At 74.8% G+C, this 15637-nt stretch carries 15 protein-coding genes and 2 pseudogenes; 14 read left to right on the top strand and 3 right to left on the bottom strand.

Annotated elements, in window-relative coordinates; all coding sequences use genetic code 11:
- The 10 genes and pseudogenes from GA0115233_RS41195 to GA0115233_RS26860 form a co-directional block, all read left to right on the top strand.
- Positions 1-249 (top strand): annotated as a pseudogene (locus GA0115233_RS41195) (hypothetical protein); the annotation flags it as partial.
- Positions 233-1693 (top strand): V-type ATPase 116kDa subunit family protein, encoded by a 1461-nt coding sequence (locus tag GA0115233_RS26900; RefSeq protein WP_093722889.1) that lies wholly within the window; start codon positions 233-235, stop codon positions 1691-1693. The pseudogene GA0115233_RS41195 and the gene GA0115233_RS26900, both read left to right, overlap by 17 nt.
- Complete coding sequence (locus tag GA0115233_RS26895) at positions 1690-2109, top strand: ATP synthase subunit C (RefSeq protein WP_093722888.1); 420 nt, start codon at positions 1690-1692, stop codon at positions 2107-2109. Before GA0115233_RS26900 ends, GA0115233_RS26895 begins: the two co-directional genes overlap by 4 nt.
- 2 nt (positions 2110-2111) lie before the next feature.
- Positions 2112-2333 (top strand): V-type ATP synthase subunit F, encoded by a 222-nt coding sequence (locus GA0115233_RS26890; protein ID WP_093722887.1) that lies wholly within the window; start codon positions 2112-2114, stop codon positions 2331-2333.
- Between the two features lie 94 nt (positions 2334-2427).
- Positions 2428-2955 carry a hypothetical protein gene (locus GA0115233_RS26885; RefSeq protein WP_141689571.1) on the top strand — a complete coding sequence of 176 codons (528 nt, stop codon included), beginning with the start codon at positions 2428-2430 and terminating at the stop codon, positions 2953-2955.
- Between the two features lie 65 nt (positions 2956-3020).
- Positions 3021-4769, top strand: a complete 1749-nt coding sequence (locus GA0115233_RS26880) for a V-type ATP synthase subunit A (protein WP_255310370.1) — start codon at positions 3021-3023, stop codon at positions 4767-4769.
- Positions 4766-6145 carry a V-type ATP synthase subunit B gene (locus GA0115233_RS26875; protein WP_093722885.1) on the top strand — a complete coding sequence of 460 codons (1380 nt, stop codon included), beginning with the start codon at positions 4766-4768 and terminating at the stop codon, positions 6143-6145. Before GA0115233_RS26880 ends, GA0115233_RS26875 begins: the two co-directional genes overlap by 4 nt.
- Before the next feature lie 4 nt (positions 6146-6149).
- A complete protein-coding gene (locus GA0115233_RS26870) occupies positions 6150-6758 on the top strand; it encodes a V-type ATP synthase subunit D (protein WP_093722884.1) in 609 nt (202 codons plus the stop codon).
- A 299-nt stretch (positions 6759-7057) separates the two neighbouring features.
- Positions 7058-8494, top strand: coding sequence for an MBL fold metallo-hydrolase RNA specificity domain-containing protein (locus GA0115233_RS26865; RefSeq protein ID WP_093722883.1), 1437 nt, complete (start codon positions 7058-7060; stop codon positions 8492-8494).
- A gap of 150 nt (positions 8495-8644) precedes the next feature.
- A complete protein-coding gene (locus GA0115233_RS26860) occupies positions 8645-8851 on the top strand; it encodes a hypothetical protein (protein ID WP_093722882.1) in 207 nt (68 codons plus the stop codon).
- A gap of 81 nt (positions 8852-8932) precedes the next feature.
- Here the strand turns inward: GA0115233_RS26860 and GA0115233_RS26855 are convergent, their stop codons facing one another.
- The 3 genes from GA0115233_RS26855 to GA0115233_RS26845 are packed head-to-tail and all read right to left on the bottom strand — an operon-like array spanning position 8933 to position 10498.
- Positions 8933-9439 carry a flavodoxin domain-containing protein gene (locus GA0115233_RS26855; protein WP_093722881.1) on the bottom strand — a complete coding sequence of 169 codons (507 nt, stop codon included), beginning with the start codon at positions 9437-9439 and terminating at the stop codon, positions 8933-8935.
- A 22-nt stretch (positions 9440-9461) separates the two neighbouring features.
- A complete protein-coding gene (locus GA0115233_RS26850; RefSeq protein ID WP_093722880.1) occupies positions 9462-9839 on the bottom strand; it encodes a hypothetical protein in 378 nt (125 codons plus the stop codon).
- Entirely contained in the window at positions 9836-10498 is a 663-nt protein-coding gene (locus tag GA0115233_RS26845) for a DUF4389 domain-containing protein (RefSeq protein WP_093722879.1), read from the bottom strand. The genes GA0115233_RS26850 and GA0115233_RS26845 overlap by 4 nt, the downstream gene beginning before the upstream one ends.
- Before the next feature lie 180 nt (positions 10499-10678).
- On the opposite strand from GA0115233_RS26845, the gene GA0115233_RS26840 reads away from it, so the two are divergent.
- The 4 genes and pseudogenes from GA0115233_RS26840 (at position 10679) to GA0115233_RS26825 (ending at position 15637) form a co-directional block, all read left to right on the top strand.
- The gene (locus GA0115233_RS26840) at positions 10679-11509 is read left to right on the top strand and encodes a universal stress protein (RefSeq protein WP_093722878.1); all 831 of its coding nucleotides are present in this window, start codon (positions 10679-10681) and stop codon (positions 11507-11509) included.
- 2 nt (positions 11510-11511) lie between these two features.
- The gene (locus tag GA0115233_RS26835) at positions 11512-12261 is read left to right on the top strand and encodes an HAD family hydrolase (protein WP_093722877.1); all 750 of its coding nucleotides are present in this window, start codon (positions 11512-11514) and stop codon (positions 12259-12261) included.
- Positions 12258-14628: pseudogene (locus tag GA0115233_RS26830) on the top strand (glycoside hydrolase family 65 protein). Before GA0115233_RS26835 ends, GA0115233_RS26830 begins: the two are co-directional and overlap by 4 nt.
- 133 nt (positions 14629-14761) lie before the next feature.
- Positions 14762-15637: a universal stress protein gene (locus tag GA0115233_RS26825; protein WP_093722876.1), complete on the top strand. Its 876-nt coding sequence runs from the start codon at positions 14762-14764 to the stop codon at positions 15635-15637.

The following is a 15637-nucleotide window of genomic DNA, read 5'->3' as shown; positions in this document are numbered from 1 at the left end:
GCCCCGGCGGCCCGCTGGGCGCTGGCGGACATCGAGCGGCCCGAGGACCTGTGGCGGGCCGAGGCCCGCTGGTGGGCCGCGGTCGACCGGGACGGACAGGCTTCGTTGACCGGGTCGCGGTTCGCGCTGCCCGCCGTCGTCGGCGCCGTCGCGGTGCTCGGCGCCGACGCCTGGCGGGTCCGCGCCGCTCTGGGCCGCGCCGCACACGGCGAACGGGCACGGGAGGTCTTCGATGAACTCGTGGGCTGACACCCTGGCACCGGCGCGCATGCAGCGGATCGCCGTCGTCGCCCCGCGCGACGCGCTCAGGGACGCCCTGGTCCAGGTCGCCGACGCGGGCTGCGCCGAACTGGACCGCCCCGACGGCGCCGGCCGCGCCGTGCCCGGCCCCGCCGCCCGGCGCCTTCAGTCCCTGCGGCCCGCGCACCCCCTGCTGTCGCCCACGGCACCGGACCTCGACACGCTGACCCGGGAGGGCCGGGCCGATCTGCTGGCGGGCGAGGCCCAACTGGAGACCTACCAGCGGGCCGCCGTCACGCGCGGCGACGCCGCCGCCCTGGTCGGCTGGTGCCCCGTGACCGAGGTCGCCGCCCTGCGCGACCGGCTGGCGGGCGTCGGCGCCGCGCTCGTACCCCTGCGCGCGCCGAAGGGCGTCGACCCGCCGACCCGCCTGTACGACAACGGCACGGTACGGCGCTCCCTGGTGCCCCTCGTGCACACCTACGGAACCGTGCCCTACGCCGATATCGACCCCACGGTGCCCGCCGGAATCGCCTACGTGGTCATGTTCGGGATGATGTTCGGCGACGCGGGCCACGGCGCCCTGCTCCTGCTCGCGGCCCTGCTGCTGCGCCTCGGCCGCCCCCGGCGCCTGGCGGCCCTGCGCCCGCTGTGGCCCTTCCTCGCCGGTGCCGGCCTGGCCAGCACCCTCGCCGGGGTCGCGTACGGGGAGTTCTTCGGACCCACCGGTGTGCTGCCCGTCCTGTGGCTGAACCCCCTGGACGAACCCATGACCCTGCTCGGCAGCGCGGTCGGCCTCGGCGCGGTACTGCTGGCCGCGGCCTACGCGGCGGGCATCGTCAACCGCTGGCGCGAGGGCGGACCGGGCCGCGCCCTGTACGCCGTCTCCGGGATCGCGGGCGCGGCCGTCTTCCTGGGCCTCGCGGCCCTCGCGGCGGCCCTCGCCCTGAACACGCCCGTGCTGGCCTGGAGCGGCTCGCTGCTCGCCCTGGCCGGTCTCGGCCTCGCCGGGACCGGGATCTTCACGGCCGCCGGAGGCGGCGCCTCGGGCGCCCTCCAGACCGGCGTGCAGCTCTTCGACGTCGTCGTCCGCATCGGCTCCAACACCGTCTCCTTCACCCGCCTGGCCGCCTTCGGACTCACCCACGCCGCCCTCGGCGCCATCGTCTGGCAGGGCACCACCGCCCTGGCCGGGTCCGGCCCCGCGGCTCTGCTCGGCGCCGCCTCGGTCTTCGTCCTCGGCAACGCGCTGGCCTTCGCGCTGGAGGCGCTGGTGGCCGGGGTGCAGGCCCTGCGGCTGGAGTTCTACGAGCTGTTCTCCCGGGTCTTCGACGCGGAGGGACGGCCCTTCCGGCCGTGGCGCGTGCCGACGTGGCGGGCGCCGGACGGCGTGCCCCCACGCAATCCGCCGGAGGACGTGCTGACTTCCTCGGGCACGGAGGTGACATCATGATCGCTTGGCTGATCGCACTACCGCTGCTGGTCGGGGGCTTCGCCGCCACCCGCCGACTGCTGCGCCGCCGGGGCAAAGCCGCACTGCGGTCGGTGCTCGCGGCCGACGCGGCGCTGTTCGCGGGGGCGCTGGCGCTCCTGATCGTCGCTCTGAGCGGCAGCCCCGCGTCCGCCGACGCCGCCGCCGCGGCCGAGAGCTCCGGGTCGGGTTCGGCGGCCCTGATCGGCGCCGCCATCGCGGTGGCCGGGGCCTCCATCGGGGCGGCGATCGCCGTCGCCTACACCGGCGCCGCGGCGCTGGCCGCGCTGAGCGAACGGCCCGAGCTGTTCGGCCGGGCCATGGTCATCGTCGGCCTCGCCGAGGGCATCGCCATCTACGGCCTGGTCGTCGCCATCATCCTGATCGGGAAGGCCTAGCCATGGCACGCGTCGCAGCCATCGGAGAACGACCGCGGGTCGCAGGCCTGGCGACGGCCGGAGTCCTCGTGCTCCCCGTCACCGGCCCGCAGGACGTACGCGCCGCCTGGGCCCGCCTGCCCGAGGACGTGGGGTTGGTGCTGCTCACCCCGGAGGCGGCCGGAGCACTCCCTCCGGAGACCCTCGACGGACCGGAACCGCTACTGGTGGTGATGCCACCGTGAACTCCTCGATGCCCGCTCGGACCACGAGCGCGGCGCAGGCCGTGACCTCGCTCCGCAGACCCCCGACGGACCGGCTGCTGGTGGTGACACTGCCGTGAAGACTTCCCTCCCCGCCCCGATGACAGCCGCACTCGAACCGGTGCGCGCCCGGCTCCTGCGCGCCGCCGAGGCCGACGCCGCGGCGATGCTGGCCACCGCCGACAAGGACGCCGCCACCATCCTGCGGCAGGCCGAGGCCCAGGCCGCCGACCTCCTCGCCGAGGCACGGGAACGCGGCGCCGCCGACGCCGAAGCGGTCCGGCGCGCCGCCCACGTCCGGGCACGCCGGACCGCCCGCGCCCGGGAGCTGGCGGCCCGCCGGGAGTGCTGGGAGGAACTGCGCCGCCAAGTCATCCGCGGCGTGGAGGCCCTACGCACGACCGAGGGCTACCCGCGCATCGAGGCCGGGCTGACCGCCCGCGCCCACCGCCTGCTCGGCCCCCGGGCCCGTATCAGCCCCGCCCCCGGGGGCGGCGTACTGGCCGAGGACGAGACCCGCCGGGTGGATCTCAGCCTGACGCAATGCGCCCGCCGAGCCCTCGACGGAGCCGGGCCGGAGGTGGAGGAGCTGTGGACACCATGACGCGCGCCGGGCCGGGGGTTCGCTCGGGGAGGCGCCCGTCGGCGCGTTCGGGAGGTGGAGGAGCCGTGGGTGGCACGACGGACACCGCGCCCGGCACCGGGCGGATTCTGCGGGTGGCCGGGCCGTTGGTCGAGGCCGGGGAGGTGGGCGGGACGGCCATGCACGACCTGGTCGCGCTGGGCCCGGACGGGCTGCCCGGGGAGATCGTCGGGATCCGCGACAGCGTCGTCACCGTCCAGGCGTACGAGTACACCGGCGGCCTCGCGCCCGGCATGCCGGTACGCCCGCTGGGCAGGCCGCTGTCGGCGCCGCTCGGGCCCGGGCTGCTGGGCGGGATCCATGACGGGCTGCTGCGCCCGCTGTCGGCCGCGGGTGACTGGCTGGTGCCGGGGGCGCTGGACGGGCACGCCGACGGAGAGCGGGTCGCCCGGGAGTTCGTGCCCCTGGTCGAGGAGGGCGAGACCGTGGAGCCGGGGGCCGTGCTCGGGGAGATCCGCGGCGTGGGGCCGCTGACGCTGCGGGTGCTCGTACCCCCCGGCTGCGCCGGACCGGTACGCGGGCTCGTCCCGCCCGGCCGTCACGACGAGGACGCCGTCCTCGCGACGGTCGCGGACACACCGGTCCGGATGACCGGTCAGTGGCCCGTCCGCACACCCCGCCCCGTCCGCGCGCGCCTGGACACCGTACGGCCCCTGCACACCGGCCAGCGCGTCATCGACCTGCTCTTCCCGGTGGCTCTGGGCAGCACCGTCGCGGTGCCCGGGGGCTTCGGCACCGGCAAGACCGTACTGCTCCAGCAGATCGCCAAGTGGTGCGACGCCGACGTCATCGTCTACGTCGGCTGCGGCGAGCGCGGCAACGAGATGGCCGACCTCATCGAGGAGTTCGGCGCGCTCACCGACCCGCGCACCGGTGGCCGCCTGGTCGAGCGGACCGTGATCGTCGCCAACACCTCCAACATGCCGATGATGGCCAGGGAGGCGAGCATCCACACCGGGATCACCGTCGCCGAGTACTTCCGCGACATGGGCCTGGACGTCGTCGTCATCGCCGACTCCACCTCCCGCTGGGCCGAGGCGCTGCGCGAGTTCGCCTCCCGCACCGGCGCCCTGCCCGCCGAGGAGGGCTACCCGGCGGGTCTCGCCTCCGCCGTCGCCGCGTTCTACGAGCGCGCGGGCGCCGTCACCACGCTCGGCGGGCACAGCGGCTCGGTCACGGTCATCGGCGCGGTCTCCCCGCCCGGCGGCGACATGGCCGAACCCGTCACCGCCCACACCCAGCGCTTCGTCCGCTGCCTGTGGACCCTCGACCGCGACCTCGCCTACGCCCGCCACTACCCGGCCGTCTCCTGGGCCGGTTCCTTCTCCCGCGACGCCGGAACGCTCACCGCCGGGCACGCGGCCGGTGACGACCCCGAACTGCCCGCCCGCCGCGCCCGGGTGGCCGGACTGCTCGCCGAGGCCGGCCGGCTCGCCGACCTCGTCGACCTGCTCGGCATCACGGCACTGCCCGACCAGGAACGCGTCAGCGTCCTCGGCGGACGGCTCGTACGCGAAGGCCTGCTCCAGCAGAGCGCCCTGTCCGAGCAGGACGCCTACAGCGCCCCGGAGAAGACCGCCGCGCTGGCCGAGGCCGTGCTCGCGGTCGTGGACCGGTGCCGGGAACTGGTCGCGTCCGGAGTACCCGCGGCCCGCGTCGAGGAGATCGACTTCTCACCCGTCCTGCGGGCCCGCGAGGAAGCGGGCCCGCACGACGCGGAAACCGTCGAGCGCCTGCGCGCCACCATGCTCGACCGGCTCCGGGAGGTGCCATGAACGCCGTCGTCGAATACACCTCGGTACGGGAACTGCGCGGCCCGCTGGCCGTGGTCGACCGGGTCGAGGGCGTCGGCTGGGACGAGTTCGTCCGCTTCACCCCCGAGTCGGGCGGGGAGCGGCACGGCCTGGTCCTGGAGGTCGACCGGGGCACGGCCGTGGTGCAGGTCCTGGAGGACACCGCGGGCCTCGACCCGGCCCGGCTGCGGGCGGCGTTCACCGGGACGCCCCTGCGCGTCCCCGTCGGGCCGGGCTGGCTGGGGCGGATCTGCAACGGCCGCGGCGAACCCCTCGACGGCGGGCCCCCCGTCTTCGGTACGACCACCTCCGCGGTCAGCGGCGACCCCGTCAACCCGGTACGCCGTGAACCGCCCGCCGAGCCGGTGCTGACCGGGATCAGCGCCATCGACGCCCTCACCACGGTCGTCCGCGGGCAGAAGCTACCGGTGTTCTCCGCGGCGGGCCTGCCGCACCTGGAACTCGCCGCGCAGATCGCCGCCCAGTCGACCGCCGGCGGACAGCCCTTCTGCGTGGTCTTCGCCGCGATGGGCGTCACCCACGCCGACGCCGCCTTCGTACGTGACGCGCTGGAGGAGCGGTCCGCCTCCGGGGAGCTGGTGCTGCTGCTCAACACCGCCGACGATCCGGTGATCGAGCGCGTCCTCACCCCGCGCATCGCTCTCACCGTCGCCGAACGGCTCGCCTTCTTCGAGGGCCGGCACGTGCTGGTGGTGATGGCGGACATGACGAGCTACGCGGAGGCACTGAGGGAGGTCTCCGCGGCCCGCGGCGAGATCCCCGCCCGGCGGGCCTACCCCGGCTACCTCTACAGCGACCTGGCGTCCCTGTACGAGCGGTGCGGGCGCGTACGCGGACTGCCGGGGTCGGTGACCGTGCTGCCGGTGCTGACCATGCCCGCGGGCGACATCACACACCCCGTGCCGGACCTCACCGGGTACATCACGGAAGGCCAGGTCGTGCTCTCCCGCACGCTGCACGCGCGAGGCGTGTACCCGCCGGTCGACGCGCTGTCGTCGCTGTCCCGGATGATGCGCAAGGGAGCGGGACCCGGGCGCACCCGGGAGGACCACCTCGACGTCGCCGCCCAACTCCTCGCCGCGCTGGCCCGGGCCCGGCAGGTCAGGGAACTGGCCGACCTGGTCGGCCAGTCGGCGCTCACCGCCACCGACCGCGCGTACCTGGACTTCGACGACGCCTTCGGCCGCGAACTGGTGGACCAGCGGCGCGACGAGGCCCGCACGCTGGAGGAGACCCTGGAACGGGCCTGGCGGGTGCTGCTCACCCTGCCGCGCGGCCAACTGTCCATGCTGCCCGCCCGGTTCCTCGACGCGCGCCTGCCGCAGGACGGCCGGTGATCCCATGACCGACCTGCGTGTTCCGCCCGGCCGAGCGGGGCGGCTGCGACTGCGGCACAGCCTCGACGTCGCCCTGCGCGGCGCCGACCTGCTCGACCGCAAACTGCACGTCCTGCGCATCCGCCACGAGGAACTCCTGCGCGCCGAGGCCGCCGCCCGCGAGGAGTGGCACGCGCGGCTGCGCGAGGCGGAGACCTGGCTGCGGCGCGGGCTGCTGCTCGGCGGCGAGGACGCGCTGGAGCCCGGCCCCGCGGCGCGGGTCGAATTCACGTGGACCACCACCATGGGCGTACGGCACCCGGCGGGAGCCGTGTGCACGGTCCCCGGCCGTGACCCCGACGACCCGGCCCCCGGGAACACCGCCCTCGTCCACGCCGAGACGCACTACGCCCGAGCCGTCGAGGCGGCGGCGCAGTACGCCGTGGCCCGCGCGGCGGCCCGTGCCCTCGGCGAGGAGGTCCGGCGCACCCGCCAACGCGTACGCGCCCTGCGCCGCCACTGGGTCCCCCGCCTGGAGACAGCCCTGTCCCAGGCGGACGCGGCCCTGGAACAGGGCGAACACGAGGACGCGGTACGCCGCAGATGGGCGGCGCGCACACAGCGGGACACCTGACCGGGGGCGCTTCGGGCCTGCTCCACGCGAGAGGCGGCAGGGCCGTTCGGCGGGTGGGCGGGCCCCCTTCGGCCCGTGCGGCGGGCAGGGCGGGGCCGCAGGCTGGAGGGGCGGGTGAGGCGGTGGCACACAAAGGCGGGAAGGACCTACCCGCTTCTCGCGGATCCGGATTGCGCGGTGCACGGCCCGAAGCCGCTTCTCCGCGTCTGGAGTCGGGGTCCTTCCCGCACCTCCAGCACACCACACCCACCGGGGATCCACCAGGGCCGATCGGCCCGACCACGAAGGAGGACGGCGTGATGAGCACCGTGGCAGGCGTACCGGGAGACGACGCGCCGACCCGACCCCGGCCGGCGCTGCTGACGTTCCTCGGCGGGGTGGGAACCGTCACCGGCAGCAAGTTCCTCGTCGAGAGCGATCACGCGCGGGTCCTCGTCGACTGCGGTCTCTTCCAGGGCCTGGCCGATCTGCGCAGGCGCAACTGGCGCGGGCTGCCGTGCGACGCCGCAGACATCGGGACGGTCGTCGTCACCCACGCCCACCTCGACCACTGCGGCTATCTGCCCCGGCTGGTGCGGCACGGGTTCCGCGGCTCGATCGTCACGACCGAGTACTCCGCCCGGCTGATGGAGATCGTGCTGCGGGACAGCGCCAAGCTCCAGACGGAGACCGCCCGGCACGCCAACGAGCACGGCTGGTCCAAGCACCGCCCGGCCGAACCGCTGTACGACGACACGGACGTCGACCGCACCCTGAAGCTCCTGCGCCCCGTGCCGTCCGGCACCCCCGTGGACATCGCCACCGGAACCGAGCTGACCCTGCACTCCGCCGGGCACATCCTCGGCTCCGCCTGGGCCCGGCTCGCCCTGGAGAGCGGCCACACCCTCGCCGTCAGCGGCGATCTGGGCCGCCCCGGGCATCCGCTGCTCAACCCGCCCGAGCCGTTCTCCGGCGCCGACGTGCTGCTGGTGGAGTCGACGTACGGCAACCGGCGGCACGAGGAGGACGCGGCCCGGTCCCACTTCGCCGACGTGGTCACCCAGACCCTCGCTCGCGGCGGCACCGTCGTGATCCCCGCGTTCGCCATCGACCGCACCGAGGTCGTCCTGCACGAGCTGGCCGCGCTGCGCGCCTCCGGCCGCCTCCCCGCCAAGGTGCCGGTGTACGTGGACAGCCCGATGGCACTGGCCGCGCTGGACGTCTACCACGACGCCCTGCGCAGCCGCGCCCCCGAACTGCGGCCGGAGATCGCGGAGGCGGGCACCGCCGTGCTGAGCCCCGAACCGTTCCGGCCCGTGCGGTCGGTCCAGGAGTCCGTGGACCTCGGCCGCGCGGGCGGGCCCGCGGTCATCGTCTCCGCGTCCGGCATGGCCACCGGCGGACGCGTCCTGCACCACCTCAGGCGCCTGCTGCCCGACCCGCGCAACGCCGTGGTCGTCGTCGGCTTCGCCGCCAAGGGCACCCGGGCCCGCGACCTGGTGGACGGGGCGACGGTACTGAAGATGTTCGGGGAGTACGTCCCCGTACGGGCCCAGGTCGCCGACGCGCCGCACTTCTCGGCGCACGCCGACGCCGGGCAGATCGTCGACTGGCTGCGCGGCGCGCCCGCCCCGCACACCACCTATCTGGTGCACGGCGAGCCCGACGCGGCCGAGGCCCTGCGCGAGCGCATCGACCACACCCTGGGCTGGACGGCGGTCGTACCGCGCTCCGGGGAACGCGTGCTGGTCCGCTGACGGACGCCCGGGGCACACCCGGGCGGGCCCGGTCAAGGGCCGCTCCAGCCCGCTCTTCGGACCGCACGGCTCAAGTGCCCGAAGCGGCAACGGAGTTGACTGTGGGTGAGGAGGAAACGCCTCAACCGTCGACCAGAGGGGGAGAGGACCGTGGGCACGAGTCTCACCGCGGAGTTCTGGGAGCGGTTCGCGCTCCTGCTGTTCGCGGCGACGGGCGTGACATTCGCCCTCACCGCCCTGTTCGACACCCTGGCGCTGCGCCGCACGCTGCGCCGGGCGCGGAGGGCCACGGCGACCCCCGGCACGCCACCGCACCGGCCCCGCCGGACCGGTCACCGTCCCTCCGTCCACTGCTGAGGCACCGCACCCGCCCGAAGCGGCCACTGCTCCGGACGGCCTCCTCGACGGCTCCCCGCCGCCCGCACGGCGGGGAGCTCCTCATGCCCGCAGCTCGCCGGCGATCCCGGCCGCCCATTCGTCGATCGCGGCCCAGTCACGATGGTCGCCGTAACGGCACCCCATCAGCCGGAAGCGGATCCGCCCGCCGAGCGGCAGCTGGGACGGGAGGATCACGCCGGACAGCAGCCGGTGCGCACGGTACGACAGCCCGCCGGGCAGGCCGCGCAGGATCGCCGGTCCCTCCAGCGGCGCCAGCCGCTTCCACGGACCGCGCAGCGCCCCGGGCATCCCGACACTGAACAGCCACACGGGGCAGGCGGCGAGCAGCTCCAGGTGCCCGCTCAGGAAGTCCCGCGCCGGGGCGAGCCAGCGCTGCCCGTGCACGGCGCTGCCGAGCACGAACGCGTCGTAGGCGTCCGCGTCGTCGACGGCCTCCAGTGGCCGGGCGTCGGCTCGCAGACCCGCCCGGTCCAGCACCCGGGCGATGCGCTCGGCGATCTCCCGGGTGGAGCCGTGCGCGGTCGCGTAACCCACGAGCACCCGCATGACGGATCACCTCGCCGGACGGTCAGAACAGTGCGCCGGGCCAGCTCGCCAGGACCGCCGCTATGACGCCCACGTCCAGGAGCACGCCGAGCGTCAGCCACGGGTCGAACCAGAGGGCCTTCAGCAGCAGGCCGCTCGCCGCCGCCAGCAGGGCCGCGGTCGTCCAGCCGGTGCTCTGCGCGGCGGCGGACGCGCCGGCGATGACGTAGAGCATCGCGGTGACCGAGGCCAGGCCGATGGCCGCGCGGTCGACGGACCGGGCGCGGGGTGCCCCGGCCGCGGCGAGCACCCAGGAGTGCCGTGGGTCGAAGGGCTGCTCGGCCGCGCCGTGCGGCAGCCACACGGCCAGATGGAGCAGACCGTGCACGAACAGGAACGCGGAGACCAGCGCGGTGGTCATGGCAGCGCCTCCGGTTCGGAACCGCCCTGGTCCAGCCGGAAGGGCGGGTAGACGTCGGTGAGCAGGGTCGCATACGCCGCCACCCGCAGCACCCAGCGGTTCAGGCCGACCACCAGGTCGAAGATGCCGCGCGGGTAGCGTCCGGTCGCGGCCAGCGCCACCCCGGCGAACAGGGTGAGGAGCCCGATCAGGCCGGTGGAGAACCAGGCCAGGCGCGAACCGCCCTCCAGGATCGCCACGACCATGTAGTGCGGAATGGCCAGCAGCCACCACTTCACCAGCACCAGCCCGCGGGACAGCCGCTCGGGGTACGCGACGTCGAAGCGGGTCGGATAGTCCGGGTCGTCGGCGAGGGTGAACGGCGGGTAGCGGTCGGTGCCCAGCGCGCCGTAGGCGTAGTAGCCGACGCGCCAGCTCCAGCGCAGGACGCCCACGGTGTAGTCGAACAGGGGGCGCGGATACCGGCCGGTGAACAGGATCGCGAAGAAGGCCACCACGCTCACCAGCACCAGGCCGATCCACAGGAAGACCAGAACGACCAGGTGGGGCAGGGCGAGCAGCCACTTCACCAGCCACAGCCAGCGCGAGAGCGGGGTGTCGAGCACCGCGGTCAGCCGCACGGGGCGCTCGTGGACCGGGGGCCGTTGTTCCGTAGTCATGGATCTCTCCCTCCGGAACGCCGGGTCACTTCCAGCCTTGCCCCCGAACGAGCACCCGGGCTTGGGCCGAACGTCCCCGGGACCCCTGCCGACCCACCCCCTGCGAAGGCCCGGCACCCCGTGCGACCGTGGAGGGAGCACCGGGCCGCGCCTCGCGGCCGGGACGGAAGGCGGTGGGCCGTGGAGCTGCCGTTGGTCGTGGGCGTCGACGGATCGCCCGGAAGCCTCCAGGCGGTCGACTGGGCCGTGGCCGAGGCGGCCCGGCACGGTCTCGCACTGCGCCTGGTGTACGCCTCCCTCTGGGAGCGCTACGAGGGCATGCCGGAGGGGGCCGAGGAGCCGGTTGCCGCCGAGGCCGTCGTCGAGGGTGCCGCCGAGCGCGTACGCGGCAAGGACCCGCAGGTCGAGGTCACCGTCGACGTCGTCCCCCAGGAGGCGACCGACGCCCTGCTGGACGAGGCGCACCGGGCCTTCGCCGTGGTCACCGGGGCGCGCGGGCGCGGCGGACTCGCCGGACTGCTCCTCGGCTCCGTGTCGCTGACCGTCGCGGCCCGCGCCACCGCGCCGGTGATCGTGGTCCGCGGCGACCCGGCCGGCCTCGCCGGCACCCACGAGCGGATCCTGCTCGGCGCCGCCGACCGGGCGATCGCGGGCGCGGCCACCCGGTTCGCCTTCCGCGAGGCCGCGGTCCGCCACTGCGTCCTGGACGCCGTACGGGCCTGGCGCCGCCCCGCGCACCCGGCGGCCGAGCACCACGAGGAGGGCGCCGCCGCCCTGCTGGAGGCCGTTCTGCGCGCCCCGACGGCCGACCACCCCGACGTAAGGGTGCGGCCCGCCACGGTGGAGGGCGTGGCCCGCCGGGTGCTGCTGGACCGGTCGGCCGCCGCCGACCTGGTGGTCATCGGGGCCCGGCCCCGGAAGGGCCGCTTCGGTCTCCAGCTCGGCCGCGTCGGCCACACCCTCCTCCACCACGCGTACTGCCCCGTAGCCGTCGTCCCCCAGCCGGAGTGACCATGGAGCAGCCCGAGAGCAGCGACACCCCCTTGGACCACGTGCGCGCCGTCGTGTTCGACACCGACGGCGTGATCACCGACTCGGCCCGGGTCCACGCGGCCGCCTGGAAGGAGGCCTTCGACGCCTACCTGCGCGCCCATCCGCCCGCCGACCCCGCACAGCGGCGCCCGTTCGACGTCCAGGACGACTACCTGCGCCACGTCGACGGCAAGTCCCGCCTCGACGGCGCCGCCGCCTTCCTCGCCTCGCGCGGCGCCGACACCTCCGAAGCGGCCGTCCGGGAAGTCGCCGCCGACAAGGAGGAACGCTTCACCCGGCGGCTGCGCGAACAGGGCGTGGAGGCCTACCCCGGCACGGTCCGCCTGGTACGCGCCCTGCGCGCGGCCGGTACCTCCCTGGCGGCGGCCTCCGCCTCCCGGCACGCGGGCGAGCTGCTCACCCGGGCCGGGGTGCGCGACCTGTTCGACGTCCTCGTCGACGGCGGCGAGGCGGCCCGCCTGGGCCTGAAGGGCAAACCCGCCCCCGACCTGTTCCTCACCGCCGCCGACCGGCTCGGCGTCCCCGCCGACCGGGCCGCCGTCGTGGAGGACGCCCTGGCCGGCGTGGAGGCGGGCCGACGGGGTGGATTCGCCTTGGTGGTGGGCGTGGACCGGGCCGCCACGGGGGACTCGGCGGACAGACTGCGCCGGCACGGCGCCGACATCGTCGTACGGGATCTGGCGGAACTGCTGGGTGAGGAGCCGAAGTGACGGGATGGACCTGGGAGTACGAGGGCTACGAGCCCGCCGACCAACGGCTGCGCGAGTCCCTGTGCACGCTGGGCAACGGCTACTTCGCCACCCGGGGAGCCCTGCCCGAGTGCTCGGCCGACGACATCCACTACCCCGGCACCTATGTGGCCGGCTGCTACAACCGGCTCACCTCCAAGGTGTCCGGGCGCCAGGTCGAGAACGAGGACATGGTCAACCTGCCCAACTGGCTGCCCCTGCGCTTCCGCCTGCGCGACGGGCAGTGGCTGACCCCCGAGACCGCGCCGCTGCTGGAACACCGGATGACCCTGCTGCTGGACTGCGGCGTGCTGGAGCGCCGTACCCGCTTCGACCTGGGCGGGGGACGCGTCCTGGCGGTGCGCCAGCAGCGCATCGCGCACATGGGCGACCCCCATCTCGGCGCCCTGCGCACCGAGTTCACCGCGGAGGGCTTCTCCGGCGAACTGGAGGTGGAGGCCCTTCTCGACGGCGGCGTCACCAACTCCGGCGTGGCGCGCTACCGCGACCTGGACGGCCACCACCTGATCCACGTCCACGCGGGCACCGTCACCCCCGAGACCGTATGGCTGCGCTGCCGCACCCGCACCTCCGACATCCGCGTCGGCATGGCCTCCCGGCTCACCTCCGACGCCCCGGTCACCGTCCGCAACAAGAACCCGCGCACCACCCAGCACGCCCTGCTCGACCTGACCGACGGACACACCCGTACCGTCGACAAGACCATCGCCCTGCACACCTCCCGCGACCCGGCCATCAGCGACCCCCTGCACGCCGCCGTCGACCGGGTCGGCCGCGCGGGCACCTTCGAGGAGTTGCTCGCCTCGCACCGCACCGCCTGGGCCCAGCTCTGGCGCCGCGCCGCCCTCGACGTCGCCGGGGAACCGGGCCGCATCCTGCGCCTGCACCTGTTCCACGTCCTCCAGACCCTCTCCCCGCACACCGCCGACCTCGACGTGGGCGTCCCTGCCCGCGGCCTGCACGGGGAGGCCTACCGCGGCCATGTCTTCTGGGACGAGCTGTTCGTGCTGCCCTTCCTCAACCTGCACTTCCCCGAGGTCTCCCGGGCCCTGCTGCGCTACCGGCACCGCCGCCTGGAACGCGCCTGTGTCTCCGCGCAGGCCGCGGGCCGCAAGGGCGCCATGTTCCCCTGGCAGTCCGGCAGCGACGGCCGCGAGGAGACCCCAGACACTCCATCTCAACCCGCGCTCGGGGCGCTGGCTGCCCGACCACTCCCGGCTGCAGTTCCACGTCGGCTCGGCCATCGCGTACAACGTGTGGCAGTACTGCGAGGCCAGCGGCGACATGGAGTTCCTGCACACCAAGGGCGCCGAGACGCTGCTCCAGATCGCCCGGTTCTGGGCGGACGCGGCCGTCTGGGACGACACCCTGCGACGGCACCGCATCAAGGGCGTGGTCGGCCCGGACGAGTACCACGAGGCCTACCCCGACGCGAGCGAACCCGGCCTGGACGACAACGCCTACACCAACGTGACCGCCGCGTGGGTGCTCATGCGCGCCCGTGAACTCATCGACGCCCTGCCCGAGCCCCGGCGCCGCGAACTCTCCGAGCGCACCGGGCTGGACCGCGGCGAACTGGAGCGGTGGGAGGACGTCTCCCGCACGCTGTACGTGCCCTTCCACGACGGGGTGATCAGCCAGTTCGACGGCTACGGCGCCCTCGACGAACTCCCCTGGGCCAAGTACCGGGAGCGCTACGGCGACATCCGCCGCCTGGACCGGATCCTGGAGGCCGAGGGCGACACCGTCAACCGCTACCAGGCCTCCAAACAGGCCGACGTCCTGATGCTCGGCTACCTCTACTCACCCGCCGAACTGCGCGGCCTGTTCGACCGGCTGGGGGTACGGCTCGACGACGAGATCTGGCACCGGACCGTCGACTACTACCTGCACCGCACCAGCCACGGCTCCACCCTCAGCGGCCTGGTCCACGGCTGGGTGCTCGCCCGCGCCCGGCGCGCGGAGGCGTGGGAGTTCGTCCAGGAGGCCCTCCAGGGCGACATCGCCGACGTCCAGGGCGGCACCACCGCCGAGGGCATCCACCTCGGCGCCATGGCCGGCACCCTCGACCTCGTCCAGCGCGGACTGACCGGCCTGGAGACCCGCGACGGGGCGCTCTGGCTGGACCCGGTACCGCTGCCGGAGCTGTCCTCCTACGGCTTCGCCGTGCGCTACCAGGGCAACTGGGGCGTACGCCTGCACCTGGAGCGCGGCGAGCTGGACATCGCCGTACCGTCCTCCGACCAGACCCCGATCGAGGTACGGCTGCCCGGCCGCACGGTCGTCGTCCAGCCCGGCGAGACCCGGCGGCTGGTGCTGCCGGACTGATCCGGTCGGGGCCTACCGGAGCCCGGCGCGGGCCGGACGGCCCTGTGCGGGAAATCCCGGATGGGGAGAGCCTGGAAACCCGGCTCCTGTGTGACACACGGACCCCGACGGAGCCCGGAGAAGGGAGACCGTGATGAGCGGTCCTGTCGTCGTGGGAGTGGACGGATCGGAGTCGAGCCTGACCGCCGTGGCCGTCGCCGCCCGCGAGGCCGCCCTGCGGGGTGTGGGGCTCCGGCTGGTGCACGCCTTCGGCTGGCCGTCGGTGCACACCCCGCTCAAGGCACCGCCGTGGAGCGCCACCGGGGTACGCGAAATGGTCGACGGCACCCTCGCCGACGCCGAACTGCGGGCGCGCACGATCGCACCCGACGTCGAGATCGCCCGCGAGGTCGTCGTCGGCGAACCGGTCATGGTGCTGGAACTGGAGACGCGCACCGCATCCCTGGCCGTCGTCGGCAGCCGGGGCCTGAACCGCTTCGGCAGCCTGCTGCTCGGCTCCACCGCCGGACACCTCGCCGCACACGGCCGCTGCCCCGTCCTCGTGATGCGCGGGCGCCCCGAACCCGCCGGACCCGTCCTGCTGGCCGTGGACGGCTCGCCCCGCTCCGCCGCGGCCGTCGGGTTCGCCTTCGCGTACGCCTCGCTGCACGGCACCCCACTGCGGGCGCTGCACGCCTGGAACACCCACACCGAACGCTCCTACGGCGCCCCCGGCGACCCGCCCTTCGTCACCTACGACGAGGACCGTCTGCGCGACGAGGAGGAGCGGCTGCTCGCCGAGGCGATCAGCGGGATGACCGAGAAGTACCCGGACGTCGAGGTGGAGCGCCGCCTGGTGCGCGGCCGGATCCGCCACTCGGTGATCGAGGCCACCGCCGGGGCGGGCGTCGTGGTGGTCGGGGCACGCGGCCGGGGCGGCTTCACCGGGCTCCGGCTCGGCTCGGTCAGCCAGGCCGTCCTGCACCACGCCCAGTGCCCCGTCGCCGTCGTACGGGCCGAAGAGGAGTAG

Source organism: Streptomyces sp. DI166, assembly GCF_900091315.1.
Taxonomy (GTDB): Bacteria; Actinomycetota; Actinomycetes; order Streptomycetales; family Streptomycetaceae; genus Streptomyces; species Streptomyces fuscus.
This window is presented reverse-complemented; position numbering and strand designations above follow the sequence as displayed.